The following is a 26018-nucleotide window of genomic DNA, read 5'->3' on the forward strand; positions in this document are numbered from 1 at the left end:
GATGACCGAACGCACCCCGGCGCGGCCCTTCCGCTCGCGCGAGTGGTTCGCAGCACCCGGCCGCAGCGACATGACCGCGCTCTATCTGGAGCGCTTCATGAACTACGGCCTGACGCCGGACGAGCTCAGATCGGGCAAGCCGATCGTCGGCATCGCCCAATCGGGTTCGGACCTGTCGCCCTGCAACCGCATCCATCTCGACCTGGCCAGGCGCGTGCGCGACGGCATCCGCGACGCGGGCGGCATCCCGATGGAGTTTCCGCTCCATCCGATCTTCGAGAATTGCAGGCGGCCGACGGCGGCGCTCGACCGCAATCTCGCCTATCTCGGGCTGGTCGAGATACTGAACGGCTACCCGATCGACGCGGTCGTGCTGACGACCGGCTGCGACAAGACCACGCCGGCGCAGGTGATGGCCGCCTCCACGGTCGACATCCCGGCGATCGTGCTCTCGGGCGGGCCGATGCTCGACGGCTGGCATGAGGGGGAGCTGGTCGGATCGGGCACCGTCATCTGGCGCGCGCGGCGCGCGCTGGGCGCGGGCGACATCACCGAGGACGAGTTCCTCGACGCCGCCACCGCCTCCGCCCCTTCCGCCGGCCATTGCAACACGATGGGCACCGCATCGACGATGAACGCGATCGCCGAGGGGCTGGGCCTGTCGCTGCCCGGCTGCGCGGCGATTCCCGCACCCTATCGCGAACGCGGCCAGATCGCCTATGACACCGGCCGCCGCGCGGTGGAGATCGCCTATGACGATCTGCGCCCCTCGCGCATCCTGACGCGCGCGGCCTTCCTCAACGCGATCGCGCTGACCACCGCGATCGGCGGCTCGTCCAACGCCCAGCCGCACGTCGTCGCGATGGCGCGCCATGCCGGCGTCGAGATCACGCCCGAAGACTGGATGGACGCCTATCGCCTGCCGCTCCTCGTCAACATGCAGCCGGCGGGCAGATATCTCGGCGAGCGCTTCCACCGCGCGGGCGGCGTGCCCGCGGTGCTGCACGAGCTGCTGGGCGCGGGCAAGATCGACGGGTCTGCGCTCACCGTCACCGGCGGCAGCATCGCCGACAACATCGCCGGCCGCGAAACGCGCGATCGCGAGGTGATCTTTCCCTATGCCGCGCCGCTGCGCGAGAGCGCCGGTTTCCTCGTCCTCAAGGGCAATATGTTCGACTTCGCGATCATGAAGACCAGCGTGATCTCGCCCGAGTTCCGCGCGCGCTACCTTTCCCAGCCCGGCCGCGAAGGCGTGTTCGAGGGCCGCGCGATCGTGTTCGACGGATCGGACGATTACCATCACCGGATCAACGACCCCGCGCTCGTCATCGACGAGCATTGCATCCTCGTCATCCGCGGCTCGGGCCCGCTCGGCTGGCCGGGATCGGCGGAGGTGGTCAACATGCAGCCGCCCGATGCGCTCCTGAAACGCGGCATCATGAGCCTGCCGACGCTGGGCGACGGCCGCCAGTCGGGCACGTCGGACAGCCCGTCGATCCTCAACGCGTCGCCCGAAAGCGCGGCCGGCGGCGGGCTTGCCTGGCTGCGCACCGGCGATGCGGTCCGTATCGATCTCAACACCGGCCGATGCGACGCGCTGGTCGCGGAGGACGAGATCGCGCGCCGCCGGACCGAGCCGCCGCCCCCGATCCCGCCCAGCAACACGCCGTGGGAGGAGCTGTACCGCGAAAAGACGGGGCAGCTCGCCGAAGGCGGCGTGTTGGAGATGGCGGTCAAGTATCGCGGCACGTCGGAGACGACGCCGCGGCACAATCACTGAGCGCGTCCGCCGCTAGACGCCGACCGAGATTTCAGCCGAGGGCAGGCCCGGAACCGACACCTCGAACGCGAAGAGATCGCCGGCCTGCGGCTCGCGCTCGCGTTCCTCCGGCTTCAGATGCTTGTTCGCCGTGGTCGCATAGACGGTGGTGAGATTCGGCCCGCCAAAGGCGAGCTTCGTCACCGCGCTCACCGGAAAACACACGGTCTCCAGTAACTCACCCGAAGGCGCAAACCGCTTCGCCCCCCATCCGGCGTACAGCCCGACCCAGACGCAGCCTTCGGCATCCACCGTGGGGCCGTCCGGATAGCCCTCGGTCGAAGGGATGCGGGCGAACTCACGACGCCCGGTCAACCGGCCGTCCTCCTCCAATGCGCAGGCGTGAATGATGCCGTGGAGCGTATCGACATGATAGAGCGTGCGCCCGTCCGGGCTCACCGCCGGCCCATTGGTGATCGAGCACAGCGGGCTCGACGGCACACAGCTGCCGTCGGCGGCCAGGCGGTAGATCGCGCCGCTTTTCGCGATTTCGCCATCGTCCATGCTGCCGAACCACAGACGTCCGTTCGGATCGACCGTGGCGTCGTTCAGGCGGTTGCCGGGCTGATCGGGCTCGGGCCGGGCAAGTTCGGTGAAGCTTCCGTCGCGCTCATCGAAGCGGAACAGCCCCTCCTGCAATCCGGCCACGAAACCGCCGCCGGCGATCGGCAGCACGAAGCCGACCTGGCCGGGCGCGTCCCAGCTCCGCTTGTCGCCGCCCGCGGGATCGAACCGGTGGATGCGCCGCGACTTGATGTCGACGAACCACAAGGCCGCGTCACGCTCCACCCAGGCAGGTCCTTCGAGCAGCGGGCCGCCGAGCGACCAGACACTCTGCGGTTCGCTCCGCTGAACCGTGCCTGCGGCCTTGGATTGGGTCATGCGCGAACTCTCCGTGGTAATGCGTCACCGGCAGGCTTAATGGACTTTTCGCAACGATGCGACAGGCAGGGAGGGTGCGCTGACCGTTATTCCTGAAGGGGAAGGGCTTTGACGGCGCACGCCCCCGATGTCCTGATCGTCGGCTCGGGCGCCGCCGGCCTCACCGCGGCGCTCAACCTCGCCGATCATCTCAACGTCACGGTGCTGGCCAAGGGCAGGCTAGACGAGGGCTCGACCGCGCACGCGCAAGGCGGGATCGCCGCCGTACTGGAGGCCGGCGACAGCTTCGACAGCCATATCGAGGACACGATGATTGCCGGCGCCGGGCTCAACGACCGCGCCACGGTCGAGTTCGTCGTCGAGAATGCGCCCGCCGCGATCGCGCGGCTGGTTGAGCTGGGCGTGCCGTTCAACGAGGACGGGGAGGCGCTCCACCTGACGCGGGAGGGCGGACACAGCCATCGCCGCATCGTCCATGTCAACGATGCGACCGGCTGGGCCGTGCAGGAGGCGCTGCAGCGCGCGGCCGAGGCGCATCCCAACATCACCCTGGTGCCGGACATGGTGGCGATCGACCTCGCGACCGGCCGGCATGAGCTGCGCTATTCGGGATCGGGCCATGTCCGCGGCGTCTATGCCGTCAACCGGCGCACCGGCGGGGTCGAGCTGTTCACCGCGCGCGCGACCGTGCTCGCGACCGGCGGCGCGGGACGGACCTATCTCTTCTCCACCGCGCCGCGCGGCGCGACCGGCGACGGCATCGCCATGGCCTGGCGCGCCGGCGCGCGCGTCTCCAACATGGAGATGATGCAGTTCCACCCGACCTGCCTCTACCATCTCGACGTCAAGAACTTCCTGATCACGGAAGCCGTGCGCGGCGAAGGCGGGCATCTGAAGCTTCCCGAGACCGGCCACCGCTTCATGCCCGATTTCGATCCGCGCGCCGAGCTCGCCCCGCGCGACATCGTCGCCCGCGCGATCGACCATGAGATCAAGCGGCTCGGTCTCGATTACGTCCATCTCGACATCAGCCATCTCGACCCTGATTTCGTGCGCGGGCATTTCCCGATGATCCACGACAAGCTGCTGGGCCTCGGCATCGATATGACGCGCCAGCCGATCCCGGTGGTGCCCGCGCAGCATTACACCTGCGGCGGGGTGGTGATCGATCTCGATGGCCGCACCGATCTCCCCGGGCTCTACGCCGCCGGCGAAGTCAGCGAATCGGGGTTGCACGGCGCCAACCGCCTCGCCTCAAACTCGCTGCTCGAATGCTTCGTTTTCGGTGAGGCGGTGGCCAAGCACATCCTCGCGAACCTCGACGATCTGCCCCCGCCGCCCCTCATCCGCGCCTGGGACGAAAGCCGCGTCACCGATTCGGACGAGGAGGTGGTTATCAAGCAGAACTGGACCGAGATCAGGCGGTTCATGTGGAACTATGTCGGCATCGTCCGCACGACCAAGCGACTCGAGCGCGCGCAGCACCGCATCAAGCTGCTGACCTCGGAGGTGGAGGATTATTATGGTCATTTCCGCGTCACGCCCGACCTGATCGAGCTGAGAAACCTGCTCCAGACAGCCGAGCTGATCGTCCGATCGGCGCTGCACCGGAAGGAAAGCCGGGGCCTCCATTTTACGCTCGACTATCCGGACGCCTTGCCGGAGGCGCGCGACACCGTTCTCGTGCCGTGATTCGCGGCTCGGTTCGTCCCGCCGGACGACTCGGCTCACCGCAAAGAGCCGCCCTTACGGCATTGTGGGGTTTTCGCGCTGATTCGGAGGCTGTTAACCTCCTGTTCCGGTAAGGGGGGAGAGTATCAGCCCGTGCTGTTGGGTTCGATTCTTGCGCGTTTCGGTTGGGGCGTTCCGGCGCTGGCCGTCGCCGCCTGCGTGCCGGCAGCCGATGCCCCGATCCAGCGAGTCGCCCAGGCTCCCGCAGCGCGCGTCGCGGCCGCGGCGGTGCCGCCCGCACCTCCGCCGCAGCTTTACGTACCGCCGCCGCCCCGCCCCTCGCCCGCCTTGGTGGAGACGGTCCGCTTCCTCGGCCGCGAATTCGAAGGGCGCGTCGGCATCGCCATCCGGCGCGTCGACACGCCGGGCTGGTCGGTCGACTGGCAGGGCGACCTGCCGATGCCGCAGCAGAGCGTCAGCAAGCTGTGGGTGGCGATGACCGCGCTCGACGCGCGCGACAAGGGCATGCTGCGGCTCGACCAGCCGGTGACGGTGACGCGCAGCGACCTGACGCTGTTCCACCAGCCGATCGCCTCGCTGGTCAAGGGCGACGGTTATCAGACCGATCCCGACGAGCTGTTGCGCCGTGCGATGACGATGAGCGACAACACCGCCAACGACAAGCTCTTGAGCCTGGCGGGCGGGCCTGCGGCGGTGAACCGCTTCCTCGCCGGCAAAGGCCTCACCGGCATCAAGTTCGGACCCGGCGAGCGGCTGCTGCAGGCGAAGACAGCAGGGCTGACGTGGAAGCAATCCTATTCGCTGGGCCGCGCCTTTTATACCGCGCGCGCCAACCTGCCGATGGCGACGCGGCGCGCCGCGTTCGACGCCTATGTCGCCAATCCGCCCGACGGGGCGACCGCCAATGGCATCGCCCGCGCGCTCGCCAAGCTCCATCGCGGCGAGCTGCTCAAGCCCGATTCGACCGCATATCTCCTTCGCTACATGGAGGAATCGAAGACCGGGCGGGCGCGGCTGAAGGGCGCCATGCCGCCCGGCTGGCGGCTGGCGCACAAGACCGGCACCGGCCAGGACCTGGCCGGCGAGACCGCCGGCTTCAACGATGTCGGGCTGATCACCTCGCCCGACGGCACGACCTATGCCGTCGCGGTGCTGATCGGCCGCACCGGAAAGCCCGTGCGCGACCGGCAGAGCCTGATCCAGGCCGTCGCCACGACGCTGATCGCCAACCACAAGCCATAGGCCTTTGCCCTCCGGGCGGCATCGGCTAGGCCACGGCAATGGCTGCCAACCACCTCTATCTCGTCGACGGCTCGGGCTACATCTTCCGCGCCTATCACCGCCTGCCGCCGCTCACCAACCGGCATGGCGAGCCGGTCGGGGCGGTCTATGGCTACACCACCATGCTGTGGAAGCTCGCCGACGAGCTCAACAAGGCTGACGGGCCGACGCACCTCGCCGTGATCCTCGACAAGTCGAGCCACACCTTCCGCAACGATCTCTACGATCAGTACAAGGCTCACCGCCCGCCGCCGCCCGAAGACCTGATCCCGCAATTTCCCATGATACGCGACGCAACGCGCGCCTTTTCGCTGCCGTGCATCGAGGAGGACGGGCTGGAGGCGGACGATATCATCGCCTGCTACACCCAGGCGGCGCTGGCGCAGGGCTGGCAGGTCACCATCGTCAGTTCCGACAAGGACCTGATGCAGCTGATGACCGAGCCCAATGTCGACATGTACGACACGATGAACAACCGCCGGCTCGGCCCCGACCATGTCATGGAGAAGTTCGGCGTCGGCCCGGACCGGCTGGGCGATGTGCTGGCGCTGATGGGCGACAGCGTCGACAATGTCCCGGGCGTCACCGGCGTCGGCCCCAAGACCGCGTCGAAGCTGATCAACGAGCATGGCGATCTCGAAGGCGTGCTTACCGCCGCGCCGGCGATGAAGCCGGGCAAGCTGCGCGACAACCTGATTGAGCAGGCGGAGAATGCGCGGCTATCCAAGGTGCTGGTCACGCTCAAATGCGACGCGCCGCTGCCCGAACCGCTCGACGATCTGGCGCTCAAGGGCATTCCCGAGGCGCCCTTGCGCGCATTCCTCGAGCATCACGGCTTCCGTTCGCTGCTCGCCAAGCTTGCCGCCGTCGCCGACCCGACCCCGGCGCTGCCCTCCGCCGCGCCGATTCCGGTGCAGGAGGAGGATCCGCCCTGCGATCACGACAATTACGAAACGGTGATCGACGAGGCGGCGCTCGACCGCTGGATCCAGATCGCCCGCCATCAGGGCTGGATCGCGATCGACACCGAGACGACCGCGAAGGACCCGATGCTCGCAGAGCTGGTCGGCGTGTCGATGGCGCTCCACCCCAACCTCGCCTGCTATGTGCCGCTGGCGCACGGCGGCAGCGATATGTTCGCCGAAAGGCCGGTGCAGCTCGATCGCGAGATCGCGCTCGCGAAGCTCAAGGCGTTGTTTGAGGATCCCTCGGTCCTCAAGATCGGGCACAACCTGAAATATGATCTGATCGTGCTCGCCCGCCAGGGCATCGACGTCGCGCCCTATGACGACACCATCGTGATGAGCTTCAATCTCGACGCGGGCCTGCACGGCCACGGCATGGACGAGCTCGCCGCGACCCACCTGTCGCACAGCTGCATCGCCTACAAGGAGGTCGTCGGCACAGGAAAGAGCCAGCTCGGCTTCCACGAGGTGGATCTGAAGACCGCCACCCGCTACGCCGCCGAGGATGCCGATGTGACGCTCCGGCTATGGCGCCGGTTCAAGCCGCGGCTCGCCTGGGAAGGCGGCACGCGCGTCTACGAGATGGTCGACCGCGCTTTGCCGGCGGTGGTCGCGCGGATGGAGCGGCACGGCGTAAAGGTCGACGCGGGTGTGCTCGGCCGCCTCTCGGGCGAGTTCGCCGAGGAGATGGGTAGGCTGGAGACCGAGATTCACGGGCTCGCCGGCGGTCCTTTCACCATCGGCAGCCCCAAGCAGCTTGGCGACGTGCTGTTCGAGCGGATGGGAATCAAGGGCGGGCGCAAGGGCAAGTCCGGCGTCTATTCGACCGACGTCAATGAGCTGGAGCGCATCGCCGCCGACAAGGATTCGCCCGGCAAGGACATCGCCCGCAAGGTGCTCGACTGGCGCCAGCTGGCCAAGCTCAAATCGACCTATACCGACGCGCTGCAGCAGCAGATCCACCCGGTCACCGGCCGCGTCCACACCAGCTATTCGCTGACGGGCGCGCAAACCGGCCGTCTTTCGTCGACCGATCCGAACCTCCAGAACATCCCCATCCGCACCGAGGTCGGCCGGCAGATCCGTCACGCCTTCGTGGCCGAACCCGGCAATCTTCTGCTCGCCGCCGACTATTCGCAGATCGAGCTGCGCCTCGCCGCGCACATGGCCGACGTGCCGGCGCTGAGGGACGCGTTCGCGCGCGGCGACGACATCCACAACCTCACCGCGCAGGAGCTGTTCGGCGAGGTCAATCGCGACACGCGCGGGCGCGCCAAGACGATCAACTTCGCCATCCTTTACGGTATTTCGCGCTGGGGCCTGGCGGGGCGGCTCGACGTGACGCCCGAAGAGGCGCAGTCGATGATCGACCGCTATTTCGAGCGCTTTCCCGGCATCAACCGCTATATCGCCGAAACGCTGGAGACCGTGCGTGAGTGCGGCTTCACCACCACCTTGTTCGGCCGCAAGACGCATTTCCCGCGGATCGCCTCCAAGATCCAGCATGAGCGCCAGGGCGCAGAGCGCGCGGCGATCAACGCGCCGATCCAGGGCACCAGCGCCGACATCATCAAGCGGGCGATGGCCCGGATGGAGCCGGCGCTGCTCGCCGCCGGCCTGCCCGACGTGCGCATGCTGCTGCAGGTGCATGATGAGCTGGTGTTCGAGCTGCCCGAAGGCGATGTCGAAAAGGCCAAGCCCGTGATCGAGCGCGTCATGGCGACCGCCGCGGAGCCAGCGGCGCCGCTGTCGGTGCCGCTCGCGGTGGAGATCGGCGTCGGACCGAGCTGGGGCGCGGCGCACTGACGGGATTATGTCGCTGACCGAACTCTACCTCCCCGTGCTGTTGGGCGCGGGGCTCTTGATCCTGCTGGTCGCGTGGCTGCCGCTGGTGCTCAAGCGGCTGCCGCTCTCGCTCCCGATCATCTGCGTCGGCATCGGCGCAGGTCTGGGCAGCATGACGAACTTCGCGCGCTTCGTGCCACATCCGCTCGAGACGCCGGTGCAGGTGGAGAAGCTCGCCGAGCTGATCGTCATCGTCTCCCTGATGGGCGCGGGGCTCAAGATCGACCGGGCGTTCGGCTGGCGCAGCTGGGGGCTGACCTGGCGGCTGCTGGGCATCGCCATGCCGCTTTGCATCATCGCCTTCGCGTTGCTGGGCCATGCGATATTGGGGCTGGGGCTGGCGACCGCGCTGCTGCTGGCGGCGACGCTCGCGCCCACCGATCCGGTATTGGCCTCGGACGTGCAGATCGAGGAGCCCGAATCCGATCAGGACGATGAGGTGCGCTTCGCGCTCACCTCCGAAGCCGGGATCAACGATTCGCTCGCTTTCCCGTTCGTCCACCTGGCGATCGTCATCGCCAGCGCCGGGCTGAGCTTCAGCACATTGGGGGGCTGGGCGCTCGATGCCGTGCTGATCCGCCTCGCCGTCGGCGCGATCGTCGGATGGGCGGGCGGACGGCTGCTCGGCTGGATCATCTACCGCCTGCCAGGCACGACCAATCTCTCGCGCACTGGCGATGGGTTCGTCGCCCTGGGCGCCACGCTCGTCATCTACACCGCCACCGAGCTGCTCCATGGCTATGGCTTCCTAGCGGTGTTCGTTGCCGGGCTGATGCTGCGCCGTGCGAGCGACGGGCATGATTTCAACCGGCGGCTGCACGATTTCGCCGACGAGACCGAGCGGCTGCTGATGATGGCGCTGCTGATCGTGTTCGGTGGGATGCTGACGGCCGGCGGGTTGTTCGCGCTGATCGGCTGGGCGGAAGTGGCGTTCGCGGCCGCAGCGATCTTCCTCGTCCGGCCGATCACCGGCTGGATCGCACTGATCGGCACGAAACGGTCGAAAGGCGAGCGCTTGGTCATCGCCTTCTTCGGCATTAGGGGGTTGGGGTCGGTCTATTATCTGGCCTATGCCCTCAATCACGGCGCGTTCGAGAATCCGAACCGTCTCTGGGGAGCGGTCGGCCTGGTGATCCTGATTTCGATCCTGCTGCACGGCGTGACCGTCACGCCGGTGATGGCCTGGCTCGACCGGCGGCGCGAAGCGGCGGCATGACCGATCGTCCGCCGCCGACGCAGGACATGGCCGCGCTCGCCAAAGGCGGACGCACCAACGTCGCGGGCTTCGCGCTCCGCCTGCTCGCGCGCCTGCCCTTCCTGTTCATCGCCGGGCGGCTCTACGGGCCGGAGATCGTCGGCCGCTTCGCGCTTGCGGTGCTGATCGTCGAGCTCGCCGCGCTGCTCGCCACCCTGGGGCTCAAGCGCGGGCTCGCCCAGGCGCTTTCGACCACCGACCGGCCGCATGTCGATGTCGCATGGGACGCGATGGCGGTGGCCTTCGTCTTCTCGATCCTCGGCTCGGCTCTGCTCTTCGCCTTTCCGCAGATCATGTATCCCAACAGTCAGGTGATCGGGCTGGAGCGGCTGCTGCCGCTGATCGTCTTCGCCATCGCCTGGTCCGACGTCAGCCTCGCCGCGCTGGCCTATCGGCTGAACGTCAAGGCGGCCGTCACCGCCCGCGCGGTGGTCGAGCCGTGGACGATCAGCATCGCCGCCTGGGGTCTCTACTACGTCTCGGCGCGCGACGGGCTGATCCTCGCCTATGTGCTGTCGATGCTGGCGGCGCTGACCGCGTCGCTGATCCCGTTCGTCAGGAGCTACGGCGTTCCGCGCGGGTGGAAGCCGCGCATCCGGCCGATCGCCGCGCTCGCCAGGCGGAACATGCCGCTCGCGGGCGCCGATGCGATCGAATGGGGCACGCGCAACGTCGATCGTTTCATCCTGGGCGTCCTGTTCGGACCCGCCGTGGTCGGCATCTACTATATGGCGCAGCAGGTCGCGTCATTGCCGCAGAAGCTGAAGACCAGCTTCGACCCCGTGCTCGGTCCCGTCATCACGCAAAGCCTGGCGGCCGGCGACAAGGCGGCGGTGGCGCGACAGGTGCGCCAGGTCGGCTTCTGGATCATGGCGGCGCAGGCGGGGCTCGCCTTGATGGGATCGATCCCGGCCGAAGGCGTGATGGGCGTGGTCGGCCCCGAATTCGTCGCGGGCGCCGCGGCGCTGATCTTCCTTTTGACCGCCGAGGTGCTGGCGGCGATGGGCGCGGTCTCCGAAAGCGCGCTCGTCTATATGGCGCGTCACCGCAACCTGATGATCAGCCTCACCATGCTGGGCGTCCAGATCGCGCTGAGCTTCATCCTGGTGTTCGCCATGCGGCGGCTGGGCTGGCCGGAGGCGTGGCAGGCGGCGGGGCCGGCGGTGGCGCTCGCCGCGTCGCTCGCGGTCACCTCGGTCATCAAATCGACCTTCCTCGCGCGGCTGCTCGGTCATCCCGTCTCGGGATGGCGCTGGCCGCTGGTGCTCGCGGCGGCGGCGGCGGGGGCGGTCGGCTGGGTGGCGGTGCAGGTGCCCGAGTGGGCCGAGTTGATCATCGGCATCCCCGCGATCATCGGCACCTATGGCTATGTGCTGTTCCGCTGGGCTTTCACGCCCGAGGACCGCGCGCTGTTCCGCAAGCTGCCCAAGGCCGGAGAGGCGGAGCTGCCGGCAGACCAGCCCCGCTGACGGCTGCTGCGGCCCATACGGCGCAAGGCAGCCTTACCGGCAATCGAATCAATGCCGGAAATGGCGCATCCCGGTGAACACCATCGCCAGGCCGGCCTGGTCGGCGGCGGCGATCACCTCCTCGTCGCGGATCGATCCGCCCGGCTGGATCACCGCCGTCGCGCCCGCCTCGACCGCCGCCAATAGCCCGTCGGCGAAGGGAAAGAACGCGTCCGAGGCGACCGCCGACCCGATCGTGCGCGGCTCCGCCCAGCCCGCCTTGTCTGCGGCGTCCTTCGCCTTCCACGCGGCGATGCGCGCGGACTCGAGCCGGTTCATCTGCCCCGCGCCGATGCCCGCGGTGCTGCCGCCCTTCGCATAGACGATGGCGTTGGACTTGACGTGCTTGGCGATGGTCCAGGCGAAGCGGCAATCGGCCAGTTCCCGCGGTGTCGGCCGGCGCCTGGTCACCACCTTCAGCATATCGTCGGTGAGCCGCCCGCCATCGCGCGACTGGACGAGCAGCCCGCCCGCGATCGACTTGATCGCCAGTCCGGGCCGCGCCGGATCGGGTAGGTCGCCGGTCAGGAGCAGGCGCAGATTCTTCTTCTTCGCGAACACCGCCCGCGCCGCGTCGTCCGCATCGGGCGCCGCGACGACTTCGGTGAAGATCTCCGTCATCGCTTCCGCGGTCGGACCGTCGAGCGGCCGGTTGACCGCGATGATGCCGCCGAAAGCGGAGACGCTGTCGCAGGCGAGCGCCGCGCGATAGGCGTCGATCAGCGTATCCGCGCTCGCCACCCCGCACGGATTGGCGTGCTTGACGATGACCACCGTCGGCGGCCCGTCGCGAAACTCGCTGACGAGTTCGAGCGCCGCGTCGGCGTCGTTGAGGTTGTTGTAGCTGAGCGCCTTGCCCTGCACCTGTTCGGCCTGCGCGATGCCGCGCGCGGCGGGGCCGTTCGGCAGGTACAAGGCGGCGGCCTGGTGCGGGTTCTCGCCATAGCGCAGTTCGTCGCCGCGGGTGAAGGCGAGCGGCAGCGTCGCCGGGAAGCGCTCCGCCTGGTCGGCGAAGGCGAACCATTGGGCGATCGCCGAATCATAGGCGGCGGTCGCGGCGAACGCCTTGGCGGCGAGCATCCGCCGCTGGTCGAGCGTGGTCGAGCCGCCGGCGACCAGGGCGTAATCCGCCGGATCGGTGACGATCGCGACGAAGGCGTGGTTCTTGGCCGCCGAGCGCACCATGCTCGGCCCACCAATGTCGATATTCTCGATCACCTCGTCGCGGCCCGCACCCTTCGCGACCGTCCGCACGAACGGATAGAGGTTGACCACGACGAGATCGATCATGCCGATCGCATGGCTCTCGGCGGACGCCATATGGCCCGCATCGTCGCGCACCGCGAGCAGCCCGCCATGAACCTTGGGGTGCAGCGTCTTGACTCGGCCGTCCATCATCTCGGGAAAGCCGGTCAGCTCCGAAATGTCGCGCACCGAAAGCCCCGCGTCGCGCAGCGCCTTGGCGGTGCCGCCGGTGGAGACCAACTCCACCCCCGCATCCGCCAGCGTACGCCCCAGATCGACGATGCCCGTCTTGTCGGACACCGACAGCAGGGCGCGGCGGATCGGGATGGCGGTCATGGCTTCGGTCCTGAAAATCGAAACGCCCCGCACCTTCGCAGGCGCGGGGCGGCGTTGATCCTGATCGGCGGCGTCAGTCGCCGGCGCCTGGCTCGGGCGAGAAATATTTGTCGTATTTGCCCTCTTCGCCCTTGTGCTCGTCGGCGTCGGCGGGCGTCTGGCCATTGTTGCGCGTGACGTTGGGCCACTGGGCGGAGAAGGTGTTGTTGATCTCCAGCCACTGCTCCAGCCCGCTCTCGGTGTCGGGCAGGATCGCCTCGGCAGGGCATTCGGGCTCGCACACGCCGCAGTCGATGCACTCGCTGGGATTGATCACCAGCATGTTCTCGCCCTCGTAGAAGCAATCGACGGGGCACACCTCGACGCAGTCCATATATTTGCAGCGGATGCAGGCGTCGGTGACGACATAGGTCATGGCAGATGTTCCCTCGGGTCTTCGCCGCTCTCGCTATGTCCGGCTTTTGCGGGCGTCAACTCCGTCGCGCCTTGCTGCGAGTCGTTAGCAAGCTCGGTGACGAGCATGGCGGCCTCGGAGGCAGGTCCGCGCCGCCTGGGCAGCGCTTCGACCCGGACGATCCGCACGCGCCCGCCCCGGAAGAAGCCGATCACGCTGCCGATGCGGACCAATGCGTGCGCGCGGTCGATCCGCCGCCCGTCGAGCCTCAGATGCCCGCCTTCGGCCAGTTGCTGCGCCGCTCCCCGCGTTTTGGTGATCCGCGCCCACCACAGGAAGCGGTCGAGCCGCATGGTCGCGCCGGGATCAGCCACCGGCGCCCCAATCCGCGAGCGCGGCGAAGGCGTTCCCCGGTCGGGCGACGCGCGGCGGTTCGGCGCGACGGCGCGCGCGGCCGCGCCAGGCCCAACCTTCCTTGACCGCATGGAAGCCGAGCAGCCGCATCAGCCGTTCGAGCGTGCCCGGCCGGATGCCGATCGACGTGGCGAGCGACGGATCGGGAACGAAGGCGGCGCGGCCGGGCTTCGCGTCGTGCGCCGCGCGGGCGATGCGTTCGACCAGATCGATCCGCACCGCCTGGTCGCCGATCATGCGGAAGCCCGGCGCGGGCGCATCGGCGACGCTGGCGCCGGCGGGCGCGAGATCGGGCATCGGCCGGTCGGTACGCAGCGCCGTCAGCGCCGCCGTCCAGCGCAGCGGCTCGGGCTTGAGAAGCCGCGCGTCGTAGATGTCTAGCGTGCCGATGGCCGCTCCGGTGCGGCGCAGCCGGTGCCGCATCGCCGAATCGAGCGCGGCGAGCATCGGGTCCAGCGGCGCGCGTGGCGCGATGCCGCCCGCGTCCGCCAGAGCGGCGGCGACGGCACGCAACGGCGCGGGCGCGTCGGCGTCCTTGGCCAGCATCTCCAGCCCGGCGACAGGCTTCAGATGCCGCGCGATCGAGGCTGAAAGCCATGACGCCAACCGCTCGCGCACGCGGGTGCGGTCGATATCCTGCAGCGCGTCGAGCGCGCGGTCTGTGACGATCTGGGGGGCGAGCGGCGTCTTGCCCGCCTTCAGCCGCGCGACCTGCTGGCCCTGCCAGGCGATCGCGATCTCGCCTTCCGTCACGAGCGCGAACTCGCTGTCATCGGCCGCCGCGAGCGCGGCGGCGCGCGTGGCCAGCTCGGTCGCGAGATGGCGTTCGGCGGCCGCCAGCAGCAGCCTGGTGTCGGCCCCGCGCGCGCTGGCGTCGACCTTGAAGCGGAAGCCCGACAGCGTGCCGATCGCCTCGCCCTCGACCGCCACCTCGCCCTCCGGCCCGACGGTGACGGGCAGCGCCGCCGCGTCGCTGCCGATCTGGCGCATCAGCACCGCGGTGCGCCGATCGACGAAGCGCTGGGTCAGCCGGACGTGCAGCGCATCGGACAATTTCTCCTCGAGCGCGCGGGTGCGCTCGGCCCAGATCGCCGGTTCTGCGAGCCAGTCCTGGCGGTGCGCGACATAGGCCCAGATGCGCGCCGCGGCGATGCGGCCCGCAATCGTCTCGACATCGCCCGAGACATTGTCCAGCCGGGCGATCTCCTCGGCGAACCATGTGTGCGGGATGTGCCCCGCGCCTTCGCTCAGATGGCCGAAGATGCGCGAGACCAGGCGCGTGTGGGGTTCGGGCCCGAGCTTGCGGAAATCGGGAAGGCCGCACGCCGCCCAGAGCCGCCGCACCATCGCCGCGCCGCGCGCGCGGTCGGCGACCCAGGGCTCGTCGGCCAGCCGCTTCAACACCATGAGGTCGACCGCCTGCGGCGCGGGACGCAGCGCCTGGCTGACCGGCGGCGCTTCGAGGCTGTCGATCAGCGCGCCGACGCTCGCGAAATCAGGCTCGCCCGATCGCCAATAGAGATGGTCGAGCGCGGGAAAGGCATGCTCCTCGATCGCCAGCACCTCTTCCGAGGTCAGCGCGCCCGGTCCTTCGGCATGGAGCGTGCCGAAGGTGCCGTCGCGCTGGTGGCGCCCGGCGCGCCCGGCGATCTGCGCCATCTCGGCGACGGTCAGCCGGCGCTGACGCCGGCCGTCGAACTTGGACAGGCTGGCGAAGGCGACATGCGCCACGTCCATGTTGAGGCCCATGCCGATCGCATCGGTCGCGACGAGATAATCGACCTCGCCCGCCTGGAACATCGCCACCTGCGCGTTGCGCGTGCGCGGGGAGAGCGCGCCCATCACCACCGCGGCGCCGCCGCGCAGCCGCCTGAGCGCCTCGGCGACGGCATAGACCTCCTCCGCCGAGAAGGCGACGATGGCGGAGCGGCGCGGCAGGCGCGACAGCTTCTTCGCGCCGGCGTAGCTCAACGTCGAGAAACGCGGGCGGGTGACGATCTCCGCCTCGGGCGTCAGGCTCCTCAGCATCGGACGGAGCGCTTCGGAGCCGAGGATCATCGTCTCCTCCCGCCCGCGCGCGTTGAGCAGCCGATCGGTGAAGACATGCCCGCGCTCGGGATCGGCGCCGAGCTGCGCCTCGTCGAGGCCGACAAAGGCCAGATCATGCTCCATCGGCATCGATTCGGCGGTGCACAGGAACCAGCGGGCATTGGCCGGGGCGATCCGCTCCTCGCCGGTGATCAGCGCGACCTGGCTTTCGCCCTTCAACTTGACCACCCGGTCATAGACCTCGCGCGCCAGCAGGCGCAGCGGGAAGCCGATCATCCCGCTCGAATGCGCGCACATCCGTTCGACCGCCAGATGCGTCTTGCCGGTGTTGGTCGGCCCCAGCACCGCGGTGACCGGTGAGCGGGCATATTGGCTCATGCCTGCAATGTCGGGGCTCGCGCGCGCGCGCGCAAGCGCCGGGCGTCGTTCAGCGCAGACTCAGGCAGCTTTTTGCAGTATGACGCGTTTTCAATCCCTTCGCAGGGAGACGAGTCGTGCGTTTTCTGATTGCAGCCACCGCCGCCGCGCTGATCGCGGCCCCCGTCGCCGCGCAATATCGCGATGCGCCCCCCGAGGTTGAGTTGGCCGACCGCCTCAACGATCCGTTGCTGCAGCACGGCGTCGCCGCGTCGATGTCGGCGATGCTGGGCGCATTGCTGGATACCCAGGTCGGCGCTTTCGCCCAGTTCACCGCTCCTCATGAGGATATCCGCCCCGATGACACGCTGCGCGATCTCGCGCGGCGCGACGATCCCTATTTCGAAGAGCGCGCCTATGCCGATGCGCGCCGCTCCACCGAGCTGATGGGTCGCATGGCGGGCAGCTTCGCGGCGATGATGCCCCAGCTGCGCGCGACCGCCGACCGGATGCGCCACGAATTCGAGCGGATCGATCGTGATTACGAGCGCTACGACGATTACGGCTACGAAGATTGACGCTGGCGCTGGACGCCGCAACCTCCAGCGTTAAAGACTGGCCGCTTCATGTGGCAGCTCTTCCAATTCCCGCTTTGTCCCTTTTCGCGCAAGGTCCGGCTGCTGCTGGGCGAGAAGAGCGTCGGCTATGAGCTGGTGCGCGAAAGCCCCTGGCTCAGGCGCGACGAGTTCATCGACCTGAACCCCGCGGGGCAGACCCCGGTGATGGCCGATCCGACCAGCGGCATATTGCTGATCGATTCGACCGCGATCTGCGAATATTTCGAGGAGACGATCGACAAGGCGGCGCTGATCAACGGCACCGCGGTCAACCGCGCCGAGATCCGCCGGCTGGTCGCCTGGTTCGACACGCAATTCTACGGCGATGTCGTGGCGCCCCTGATGTACGAGCGGATGGAGAAACGCCTCGTCCACCGCATGACGCCCGACGCCAAGATCCTGCGCGAGGCGATGAAGCGCGCGATCGCGCATCTCGACTATGTCGATTTCCTGCTCGACCATCGAAACTGGATCGGCGGCGCGACGCTGAGCCTCGCCGATCTGGCGGCGGCGGCGCATATCTCGGTCGCCGATTATCTCGGCGGGATCGACTGGAAGGGGCACGAACAGACGCGCCGCTGGTATGCCGGATTGAAGTCGCGCCCCAGCTTCCGCCCGATGCTCGCCGAGCGGATGGAGGTGATCGCCCCGCCCAAGCATTACGACAAGCTCGACGAATTCTGATCGTTACCGCTGAAGGCGTATTGAACTCGTCAAGATTTGCTGCGTTAGATGTCACGAAAATGTCATCTTACGCCGCCTCGACTCCCGCCCGTGCGCCCGCCCTGCCATTGCTGCTGGCCGAGACGCCGCACGTCTTCCGCCTGCATTTCGGCCGGCATGTGCCGCGCGCGCGGGCCAAGGTCGGCGCCGGACGGCCGGTGCTCGTGCTGCCGGGCTTCCTGGCCAACGACCGCTCGACCCGCATGCTGCGCGCCGGCCTCGCCGAGGCCGGTTTCGACGCGCATGGCTGGGGCATGGGCCGCAATCTTGGCGTGCGCGCCGATACGCTCGACAGGATCGACGCGCTGGCCCGCCGCATCGCTGCGAACAACCCGGCGCCGCTGACCATCGTCGGCTGGAGCCTTGGCGGGCTGATCGCGCGCGAATATGCCAAGCGCGCGCCCGATCGCATCGCCCGCGTGGTCACGCTGGGCAGCCCGTTTTCGGGCGATCTGCGCGCCAACAACGCCTGGCGGCTGTACGAATGGGTCGCCCGCCACCCCGTCGACGCGCCGCCGATCGATTGCCGCCTCGCCGAAAAGCCGCCGGTCGAGACGATCGCCTTGTGGTCGGGCCGCGACGGCGTGGTCTGCGCAGCGTCCGCGCGCGGCGAACGCGGCGAGGTCGACCGCGAACGGGAACTGCAATGCAGCCATCTCGGCTTCGCGCTCGATCCGCAGGCGATCGACGCGGTGATCGAGACCGTCGCCGCCTGACGACAGCCGCGCCGCGCGCTGCTCGGCGGAAACGGCGCTATGGCTCGCCGCCGGCTGGGCTCATATGCCTTGGGCGGGCGTCCCCGCCGGGGTCTGGATGTGGTTCGGCTGAGGCGAGCAGCGCGTCGCTTTCGGTCTGCGGCACGCTGCCGGTCCGCGCCGCGACCGAGATGTTGACCGCGACGTCCATCGTCACGTTGCCGACAGTGCGGAACAGGTCGGGCACCGTCTCCACCGCGACCAGCAGCGCCAGCGCCTCGATCGGCAGGCCCATCGCGATCGCGACCGGCGCGGTCGAGGCGATGAAGCTGATCGTGCCGGGCAGGCTGACCGATCCCATCGTCGTGATCGCCGCGGTCGCGACGCCCGCGGCGATCTGCGCCGGACCCAGCGGGACGCCCATCAGATGCGCGACGTAGAGCGCGACCGCCAGGTTCATCGCCGGGCTGGTCGCGCGGAAGATCGCGACCGCGATCGGCAGCACGATGCCCGATACCGCCGCCGGCGCGCCGAGCTGTTCGGAAGACCGCAGCATCGCCGGCAGCGAGGCGAGCGAGGACTGGGTGGAGAGCGCCACCGCCTGCGCCGGCGCCACCGCGCGAGCGAAGCGGGCGAGCCCCACCCTGCCGCCGATCGCGCCCACCGGATAGGCCGCGATCAGCACGATCGTGCCAATCGCCGAGACGATCGCGATATAATGCGCCAGCGCGCCGAACGCGGCCGTCCCCGTGCTCGCACCGACGCCGAAGGCCAGGCAGAAGATGCCGATCGGCGCGAGCAGCAGCACCCAGCCGATGATCACGATCATCGCGTCCGCGATCGCCTGGAACAGGTTGACCAGCAGCGTCCGCGGCTCGGCCGGCAGCCGCGTGACCGCGAAGGCGAAGATCATCGTGAACACGGTGAGCGGCAGGAAGGCGTCGGCCGCCGCCGCCGCGACGACGTTGGTCGGCACGATGTTGTCGAAAAAGGCGGCGAGCCCCGGCACCGCGCCGACCGGCTCCGCCTCGCCCAGCCCCTGGCGCAGCGCCTCGGCCCATTCGGCGGGAAGCGGCCACAGCTCGAGCAGCAGCGGCACCACCGCCGCCGCCATCAGCGTCACCAGCCACAGGATGACGACGAAGGTGACGATCGCCCGTCCCGCCACCACGCCCGCGCGCGCGGCCTGGGCCGATGCGGCGATGCCGGTGACGAGCAGCGCCACCACCAGCGGGACGATGACCATCTGCAGCGCGTGCAGCCAGGCCGAGCCGATCGGGCCGGTCACCGCGACGGCCCCTTCGGCAAAGCCGGGCGCGAATCTTGCGGCAAGGATGCCGCCGATCAATCCGGCAAGCAGGGCGAGAAGAATGCGTGTCGCCTGCGACATGCTAGCCCCGCGCCTTCGTCATGGCGCGCGCCAAATGGCGTTCGTCGCTCAAGCCGTGATATTTCATGCCTCGTCCCTTTTCCGACCCTGCGCTATCAGGGCATGGGACAGGCACAATGGCAAGGCTGGCATGACGCGCACATTCTTCGGGACCGACGGAATCCGGGGCCGCACCAACGCGCCCAAGATGAATGCGGCGCTGGCGATGCGCGTCGGCACCGCGGCGGGCGCGCACTTCCGCCGCGGCGATCATCGCCACCGCGTGGTGATCGGCAAGGACACGCGGCTTTCGGGTTATATGCTCGAAAATGCGATGGTCGCGGGCTTCACCAGCGTCGGGATGGACGTGGTGCTGGTCGGTCCGATGCCGACGCCCGCGGTCGCCATGCTCACCCAGTCGATGCGCGCCGACATGGGCGTGATGATCTCCGCCAGCCACAACCCCTATGAAGACAACGGCATCAAGCTGTTCGGCCCTGACGGCTACAAGCTGTCCGACGCCGACGAGGCGGCAATCGAGGCGCTGATGGGTGAGGAGCCGGCATTGTCGCCCGCCGCCGATATCGGCCGGGCCCGCCGTGTCGAGGATGCGCGCGGCCGCTACATCCACTTCGCCAAATCGACCTTTCCCGATCATCTGCGGCTCGATGGCCTGCGCATCGTCGTCGACTGCGCGCACGGCGCCGCCTATCAGGTCGCCCCGTCCGCCTTGTGGGAGCTGGGCGCCGAGGTGATCGCCATCGGCGTCGAGCCCAACGGCAAGAACATCAACGACAATTGCGGCTCCACCCACCCGCAGGCGATGTGCGAGACGGTGGTGGCGTCGGGCGCGCATATCGGCATCGCGCTGGACGGCGACGCCGATCGCCTCATCATCGCCGACGAGACCGGCACGGTGATCGACGGCGATCAGCTGATGGCGCTGATCGGCACCAGCTGGGCGCGGCACGGCTCGCTCGCCGGCGGCGGGATCGTCGCGACGGTGATGTCCAACCTGGGGCTGGAACGGCATCTGCGATCCGAAGGGCTGGACCTGGTGCGCACCAGCGTCGGCGATCGCTATGTGCTCGAAAAGATGCGCGGCGACGGCTTCAATGTCGGCGGCGAGCAATCCGGCCATATCATCCTGAGCGATTACGCCACCACCGGCGACGGGCTCGTCGCGGCGCTCCAGGTGCTCGCCGAGCTGGTCGAGACCGGCGAGCCGGCGAGCGCGCTCCTCCACCAGTTCGATCCCGTGCCGCAGCTCTTGCGCAACGTCCGCTTCTCCGCCGGCAAGCCGCTGGAGAATGCGCGCGTGAAGGACGCTATCGCCCAGGCCGAGGCCGAGCTCGACGGGGCCGGCCGCCTCGTCATCCGCCCCTCGGGCACCGAACCGCTGATCCGCGTGATGGCCGAAGGCGACGACGCCGCGCAGGTCGAGCGCGTCGTCGCGCGCATCTGCGAGGCGGTGCAGGCGGCCGCTTGATCGTGACCCCTCAGTCTTGCCCCGCTCGTCCTGAGCCTGTCGAAGGACCGTTCTTCTTCTCCGGCGTCGCAGAGGAAGGACGGGGCTTCGACGGGCTCAGCCCGGACGGGGTTGGGTTCGGGATCAATTCATGACCCCGCGCATCCTCATCATCGCGGGTTCCGATTCGGGCGGCGGCGCGGGCATCCAGGCGGACATCAGGACCGTCACCATGCTCGGCGGCCATCCGATGACCGCGATCACCGCGCTGACCGCGCAGAACACGCTGGGCGTGTCCGACATCATGTCCGTGCCCGCCGATTTCGTGCGCGCGCAGATCGACGCGGTGGCGGGGGATATCGGCATCGATGCGGTCAAGATCGGCATGATCGGATCGGCCGAAATCGCCGAGGCGCTGATCGACTGGCTCGGTTCGCTCAATGGACGCGTCCCGGTGGTGTTCGATCCGGTGATGGTCGCGACCAGCGGCGCCGGCCTGGCCGATCGGGATACGCTGGCGCGTTTCGCCCGGCTGATGGCGCTCTCGACGGTGGTCACGCCCAATCTGCCGGAGCTGGAGGTACTGACCGGCGAGCGGATCGCCGGCAGCTATGCGCTGGCCAAGGCGGCGCGCAAGCTGGCGCGCGACGTCGGCTGCGCGGTGCTCGGCAAGGGGGGGCACGATGCCGGCGAGACCGTGACCGACCTGCTCGCGCTGCCGGCCGGCGGCCTTTCGACCTATGAGGGCGCTCGCATCGACACGCGCCACAGCCACGGCACCGGCTGCACGCTCGCCAGCGCGGTCGCGGTCGGACTGGCCGAAGGGATGGCGCTGCCCGATGCCGTGGCGCGCGCGCGCGCCTTCGTGCGGATCGCGCTGAAGGAGGCGCCGGGGCTTGGCGGGGGGCATGGCCCGATGGGACATCACAAGGTGCGGATCGATTGCGCCGGCGGCGCTCGGCCCAACCAGCTGACGCTGCCCGCCGCCGACTTCGCCGCCAGCGAGGCCTTTTACCGCGCGCTGGGGCTGACCCCGATCGTCCGGTCGGAGCCGCGCTATGCCCGTTTCGAAGCGGCCGACGGCAACACCCTGTCGATCGAATCGGCGGACGAGATCGGCGGCCGGGCGGTGGCCTATTTCGAATGTTCGGACCTCGACGGCGCGATCGCCGCGCTGGGCAAGGCCGGCTTCACCATCGACCGGCTGGCCGATGATGAGGATTGGGGCTGGCGCGAGGCGCACGTCACCGATCCCGGCGGCAATGCCGTCCGGCTGTATCAGGCTGGCGAAAATCGCCGCTTCCCGCCATGGCGGCTCACATGAAGCGCCCCTCGCTCCGCCACGAGAAGCTCTGCCTCGCCCCGGTCGCCGGGGTGGACGAGGCGGGGCGCGGGCCGCTCGCCGGGCCGGTGGTCGCTGCGGCGGTGATCCTGCCGGCGCGGGGCATCCCGCGCGGCATCGACGATTCGAAGAAGCTGCCCGCCGCGGAGCGCGCCCGGCTGTGCGCGCGGCTGCACGACTGCGCCCGGATCGGTATCGGCGTCGTCGAGCCCGAGGAGATCGACACGCTCAACATCTATTGGGCGACGATGAAGGCGATGACCCTCGCCGTGGAGGCGCTGGGCTGCGCGCCGGGTCACGTCCTCGTCGACGGCAACCGCCTGCCGCGCTGGGGCTTCGCCGCCACCGCGATCGTCTCGGGCGATGCGATCAGCCTGTCGATCGCCGCCGCCTCGATCGTCGCCAAGCACACCCGCGACACGATCATGATCGCCCATGCCGAGGCGCATCCGCATTATGGCTGGCATTCCAACAAGGGCTATGGCTGCCCCCAGCATCTGAAGGCATTGCGCGAGCACGGCCCCTCGCCGCTCCACCGCAGGAGCTTCGCCCCGGTCGCGCAGGCTTCTCTGCCCTTCTGAGTCTTTTCGGTCACACCGCTAGGGATGGTGGCGAAGTTATCCACAGGGACTCAACATCTGCCGGTCAACCCCGTTTGTCCTCCCGATTAACCATTTCGCAACCGTTATCGTTAACCAATGCGCGCTTGACCGGACGGGCGGCAATCGCGGAGCAACGCGGGCGAAACGGGCAAGGGGAACGGCATTGGGGGCGATAACAAAGGTCCGGGCACGCGCCCAGGATGCACAGGTCGGCCTGCCGCTCGACCGCATCCTGATGGACGACTGCATCGATGCGATGAAGGGCCTGCCCGACAAGTGCATCGACATGATCTTCGCCGATCCGCCCTACAACCTGCAGCTTGGCGGCGAGCTGTTCCGCCCCGACGGCAGCCATGTCGACGCGGTCACCGACGATTGGGACAAGTTCGATACCTTCGCCGCCTATGACCGTTTCACGCGGGGCTGGCTGGCCGAGGCGCGGCGCATCCTGAAGGATGACGGCACCATCTGGGTGATCGGCAGCTACCACAACATCTTCCGCGTCGGCACGGCGGTGCAGGATGCGGGCTTCTGGATCCTGAACGACGTGGTGTGGGTGAAGGCCAATCCGATGCCCAATTTCAAGGGCACGCGCTTCACCAACGCGCACGAGACGCTGATCTGGGCGTCGACCGGCGAAAAGGCCAAATACACCTTCAACTACCGCGCGATGAAGACGTTGAACGACGAACTGCAGATGCGCAGCGACTGGGCGCTCCCCATCTGCGGCGGGCCCGAGCGGCTGAAGAACGCCGACGGCCACAAGGCGCATCCGACGCAGAAGCCCGAGGCGCTGCTCTACCGGGTGCTGCTCGCTGCTACCCGTCCAGGCGACGTCGTGCTCGATCCCTTTTTCGGCACCGGCACCACCGGCGCGGTCGCGCGCCGCCTCGGCCGCCGCTTCATCGGCATCGAGCGCGAACATGCCTATGTGGAGGTGGCGAAGGAGCGCATCGCCGCCGCGCTGCCGCTCGACGAATCGGCGCTCACCATCATGCAGTCGGCCAAGAGCGCGCCGAAGGTGGCGTTCGGCCTGCTGGTAGAGACCGGCTACCTGGCGCCCGGCGCGGTGCTGACCGATGCGAAGCGGCGCTGGTCAGCGATCGTCCGCGCCGATGGATCGCTCCAGACGGGCGACCAGACGGGATCGATCCACAAGCTCGGCGCGGTGCTGCAAGGGGCGCCTTCGTGCAACGGCTGGACTTTCTGGCATCACGAGGAAGCGGGCGAATTGAAGCCGATCGACAGCCTGCGCCAGACCTACCTGCTCGCGACGCAGCCATGATCACGGGGCCGGTGGCGTGTGACGCGCGCGTTTACCTCAGGCCCGAGCGCTTCCTCGATTCGCCGATCGGACGCGACGGCGCCTTCGCGCGCCTGGCGGGCGGGCTGCAATACCATGCCGGGTACGAGCTGATCGTCGTCGAAGACGGTCGCCGGGTGCAGAGGGTCGCGCTCGATATCGCGCAATTGCCCGACGTCATCGCCGCGCTGCCCGATACGCATGCCGAAGCCGTGTCGCGAACCGCCGCGCGCCTCGCCGCGCCGCGCGCCCCGATCACCCTCGGCGAGCGCACGATCCGGTTCGACCAGCCACAGGTGATGGGCATCCTCAACCTGACGCCCGACAGCTTTTCGGACGGCGGCGCGCATCTCGGCGATCCCGACGCCGCGGCGGCGGCTGGCGTGCGCATGGCCGAGGCGGGCGCCGCGATCGTCGACGTCGGCGGCGAATCGACGCGGCCGGGCGCGGCGACGGTGTGGGAGGGCGACGAGATCGAGCGCACCGTCCCCGTCGTCGAGCGGCTGGCGCGCGCGGGCGTCGCGATCTCGATCGACACGCGCAAGGCGGCGGTGATGGAGGCGGCGCTCGCCGCGGGCGCGGGCCTCATAAACGATGTCGCCGCGCTGCTGTGGGACGATCGCGCGCTGGAGGTGGTCGTCCAAGCCCGCTGCCCGGTGGTGCTTATGCACTCGCCCAACCCGAAGTCCGGCCCCCACAGCGAAATGCCCACCGGCGACCCGCTGATCGAGACCTATGACTGGCTTGAGGCTCGGGTCGAAGCGGTGGTCGCCGCCGGTGTGTCGCGCGACCGCATCCTGATCGATCCGGGCATCGGCTTCGGCAAGCCGCTCGCCGCCAATCTCGCGATCTTGAACGGCCTCGCGCTGTTCCAGGGCTTGGGCTGTCCGCTGCTGCTCGGCGCCAGCCGCAAGCGGATGATCGGGGCGCTTTCCAGCGAGGCTCCGGCGAACGAACGTCTCGGCGGCTCGATCACGCTCGCGCTGAAGGGTGCGGAGGCGGGCGCGCAAATGCTCCGCGTCCATGACGTCGCCGACACCGTCCAGGCGCTGCGCGTCTGGCGCGGGCTGCGCGATGCGGCGTTGACCGCGGTCTAAAGCGTATAGCCCCCGTCGCTGATCAGCACCGCGCCGGTCATATAGGCGGCTTCGTCCGACAGCAGGAAGGCGATTTGCGCGGCGATCTCGATCGGCTTGGCGTAGCGGCCCATCGGCGTCGCGAGCTTGGCCATCTCGGCGAAGGCGGCGTCGCGGCCGATTTCGGCGGCGCGGGTCGCGAACATCGGCACCGTGTCCCAGACCGGCGTCTCGACCCCCGCGGGCGCGATGGCGTTGACGCGGATGCCCTGAGCCGCGCCCTCCTTCGCGGCCACCTTGGCGAGCTGGATCAGCGCCGCCTTCGACGCGCCGTAAGCGGCGACGCCCGGTTCCGCCTTGATTCCGGCGGCCGACGACACCGCGACGATCGCTCCGCCGCGTCTCGCCATCGCCCGCATCGCCGCGCGCATCGTCAGGAACGCGCCGTCGAGATTGACCGACAGGATGCGGCGCCACTCGGCGAAATCGAGATCGGCGATCGGCCCCGCCCCCGCGATGCCTGCGTTGACGACGGCGAAGTCGAGATCGGGCAGCGCGGCGGCGTCCCATAGCGCCTCGTCGGCCACGTCGCCGACGATGCGATCGACCCGGCAGCGCAGCTTGAGCGTGTCGAGCGCCGCGGCGTCGCGATCTACCAGGATGAGGTGCAGCGCCCCTTCTTCTGACAGCCATTCGGCAACCGCCCGGCCGATGCCCGATGCCGCTCCGGTGACGAGTGCGGACTTGCCTGCGAATCTGGCCATGTGCGCGAACCTAGCCG

At 68.9% G+C, this 26018-nt stretch carries 21 protein-coding genes; 14 read left to right on the forward strand and 7 right to left on the reverse strand.

Going from position 1 to position 26018, the window contains the following annotated elements; translation table 11 throughout:
* Position 1 precedes the first annotated feature (1 nt).
* Positions 2–1780 (forward strand): IlvD/Edd family dehydratase, encoded by a 1779-nt coding sequence (locus D1610_RS08980; RefSeq protein WP_118863843.1) that lies wholly within the window; start codon positions 2–4, stop codon positions 1778–1780.
* A gap of 12 nt (positions 1781–1792) precedes the next feature.
* Here the strand turns inward: D1610_RS08980 and D1610_RS08985 are convergent, their stop codons facing one another.
* Complete coding sequence (locus tag D1610_RS08985; protein WP_118863844.1) at positions 1793–2701, reverse strand: SMP-30/gluconolactonase/LRE family protein; 909 nt, start codon at positions 2699–2701, stop codon at positions 1793–1795.
* A gap of 108 nt (positions 2702–2809) precedes the next feature.
* On the opposite strand from D1610_RS08985, the gene nadB reads away from it, so the two are divergent.
* The 5 genes from nadB (at position 2810) to D1610_RS09010 (ending at position 11208) form a co-directional block, all read left to right on the forward strand.
* Positions 2810–4393 carry an L-aspartate oxidase gene (nadB, locus tag D1610_RS08990; RefSeq protein WP_118863845.1) on the forward strand — a complete coding sequence of 528 codons (1584 nt, stop codon included), beginning with the start codon at positions 2810–2812 and terminating at the stop codon, positions 4391–4393.
* A 132-nt stretch (positions 4394–4525) separates the two neighbouring features.
* On the forward strand, positions 4526–5635 hold the full coding sequence (locus D1610_RS08995) for a serine hydrolase (RefSeq protein ID WP_342768329.1): 1110 nt from the start codon (positions 4526–4528) through the stop codon (positions 5633–5635).
* A gap of 38 nt (positions 5636–5673) precedes the next feature.
* Positions 5674–8445 (forward strand): DNA polymerase I, encoded by a 2772-nt coding sequence (gene polA / locus D1610_RS09000; protein WP_118863847.1) that lies wholly within the window; start codon positions 5674–5676, stop codon positions 8443–8445.
* Between the two features lie 7 nt (positions 8446–8452).
* The gene (locus D1610_RS09005; protein WP_118863848.1) at positions 8453–9700 is read left to right on the forward strand and encodes a cation:proton antiporter; all 1248 of its coding nucleotides are present in this window, start codon (positions 8453–8455) and stop codon (positions 9698–9700) included.
* Positions 9697–11208: a lipopolysaccharide biosynthesis protein gene (locus D1610_RS09010; protein WP_118863849.1), complete on the forward strand. Its 1512-nt coding sequence runs from the start codon at positions 9697–9699 to the stop codon at positions 11206–11208. The genes D1610_RS09005 and D1610_RS09010 overlap by 4 nt, the downstream gene beginning before the upstream one ends.
* A gap of 48 nt (positions 11209–11256) precedes the next feature.
* On the opposite strand, the gene purH is transcribed toward D1610_RS09010, so the two are convergent.
* From purH to D1610_RS09030, 4 genes are all read right to left on the reverse strand, one after another.
* The gene (gene purH / locus D1610_RS09015) at positions 11257–12828 is read right to left on the reverse strand and encodes a bifunctional phosphoribosylaminoimidazolecarboxamide formyltransferase/IMP cyclohydrolase (RefSeq protein WP_118863850.1); all 1572 of its coding nucleotides are present in this window, start codon (positions 12826–12828) and stop codon (positions 11257–11259) included.
* A gap of 73 nt (positions 12829–12901) precedes the next feature.
* Complete coding sequence (gene fdxA, locus D1610_RS09020) at positions 12902–13243, reverse strand: ferredoxin FdxA (RefSeq protein ID WP_118863851.1); 342 nt, start codon at positions 13241–13243, stop codon at positions 12902–12904.
* On the reverse strand, positions 13240–13596 hold the full coding sequence (locus tag D1610_RS09025) for an RNA-binding S4 domain-containing protein (RefSeq protein ID WP_425453208.1): 357 nt from the start codon (positions 13594–13596) through the stop codon (positions 13240–13242). The genes fdxA and D1610_RS09025 overlap by 4 nt, the downstream gene beginning before the upstream one ends.
* A complete protein-coding gene (locus D1610_RS09030; RefSeq protein WP_118863852.1) occupies positions 13589–16063 on the reverse strand; it encodes a helicase-related protein in 2475 nt (824 codons plus the stop codon). The genes D1610_RS09025 and D1610_RS09030 overlap by 8 nt, the downstream gene beginning before the upstream one ends.
* A 116-nt stretch (positions 16064–16179) precedes the next feature.
* Here D1610_RS09030 and D1610_RS09035 point away from each other — a divergent pair, with 116 nt between their 5' ends.
* From D1610_RS09035 to D1610_RS09045, 3 genes are read left to right on the forward strand one after another with little or no spacing between them, the layout of a single operon-like run.
* Positions 16180–16620, forward strand: a complete 441-nt coding sequence (locus tag D1610_RS09035; protein ID WP_118863853.1) for a hypothetical protein — start codon at positions 16180–16182, stop codon at positions 16618–16620.
* A gap of 48 nt (positions 16621–16668) precedes the next feature.
* Complete coding sequence (locus tag D1610_RS09040) at positions 16669–17343, forward strand: glutathione S-transferase family protein (protein WP_118863854.1); 675 nt, start codon at positions 16669–16671, stop codon at positions 17341–17343.
* 59 nt (positions 17344–17402) lie between these two features.
* Positions 17403–18098, forward strand: coding sequence for an esterase/lipase family protein (locus D1610_RS09045; protein WP_118863855.1), 696 nt, complete (start codon positions 17403–17405; stop codon positions 18096–18098).
* Positions 18099–18135: 37 nt separating this feature from the next.
* Here D1610_RS09045 and D1610_RS09050 read toward each other — a convergent pair whose 3' ends face one another.
* Positions 18136–19467: a dicarboxylate/amino acid:cation symporter gene (locus D1610_RS09050; RefSeq protein ID WP_118863856.1), complete on the reverse strand. Its 1332-nt coding sequence runs from the start codon at positions 19465–19467 to the stop codon at positions 18136–18138.
* Positions 19468–19597: 130 nt separating this feature from the next.
* Here D1610_RS09050 and glmM point away from each other — a divergent pair, with 130 nt between their 5' ends.
* From glmM to folP, 5 genes are all read left to right on the forward strand, one after another.
* Positions 19598–20935: a phosphoglucosamine mutase gene (glmM, locus tag D1610_RS09055; RefSeq protein ID WP_118863857.1), complete on the forward strand. Its 1338-nt coding sequence runs from the start codon at positions 19598–19600 to the stop codon at positions 20933–20935.
* Between the two features lie 130 nt (positions 20936–21065).
* Positions 21066–22238 carry a bifunctional hydroxymethylpyrimidine kinase/phosphomethylpyrimidine kinase gene (gene thiD / locus D1610_RS09060; RefSeq protein ID WP_118863858.1) on the forward strand — a complete coding sequence of 391 codons (1173 nt, stop codon included), beginning with the start codon at positions 21066–21068 and terminating at the stop codon, positions 22236–22238.
* Positions 22235–22837 (forward strand): ribonuclease HII, encoded by a 603-nt coding sequence (locus D1610_RS09065; protein ID WP_118863859.1) that lies wholly within the window; start codon positions 22235–22237, stop codon positions 22835–22837. The genes thiD and D1610_RS09065 overlap by 4 nt, the downstream gene beginning before the upstream one ends.
* Positions 22838–23021: 184 nt before the next feature.
* Entirely contained in the window at positions 23022–24143 is a 1122-nt protein-coding gene (locus D1610_RS09070) for a site-specific DNA-methyltransferase (protein ID WP_118863860.1), read from the forward strand.
* Complete coding sequence (gene folP / locus D1610_RS09075; RefSeq protein ID WP_118863861.1) at positions 24140–25258, forward strand: dihydropteroate synthase; 1119 nt, start codon at positions 24140–24142, stop codon at positions 25256–25258. The genes D1610_RS09070 and folP overlap by 4 nt, the downstream gene beginning before the upstream one ends.
* On the opposite strand, the gene D1610_RS09080 is transcribed toward folP, so the two are convergent.
* Positions 25255–26001: an SDR family NAD(P)-dependent oxidoreductase gene (locus D1610_RS09080; protein WP_118863862.1), complete on the reverse strand. Its 747-nt coding sequence runs from the start codon at positions 25999–26001 to the stop codon at positions 25255–25257. The two genes, folP and D1610_RS09080, sit on opposite strands and share 4 nt — an antisense overlap.
* Between the last annotated feature and the right edge of the window lie 17 nt (positions 26002–26018).

It is taken from the genome of Sphingomonas gilva, from assembly GCF_003515075.1.
Taxonomy (GTDB): domain Bacteria; phylum Pseudomonadota; class Alphaproteobacteria; order Sphingomonadales; family Sphingomonadaceae; genus Sphingomonas; species Sphingomonas gilva.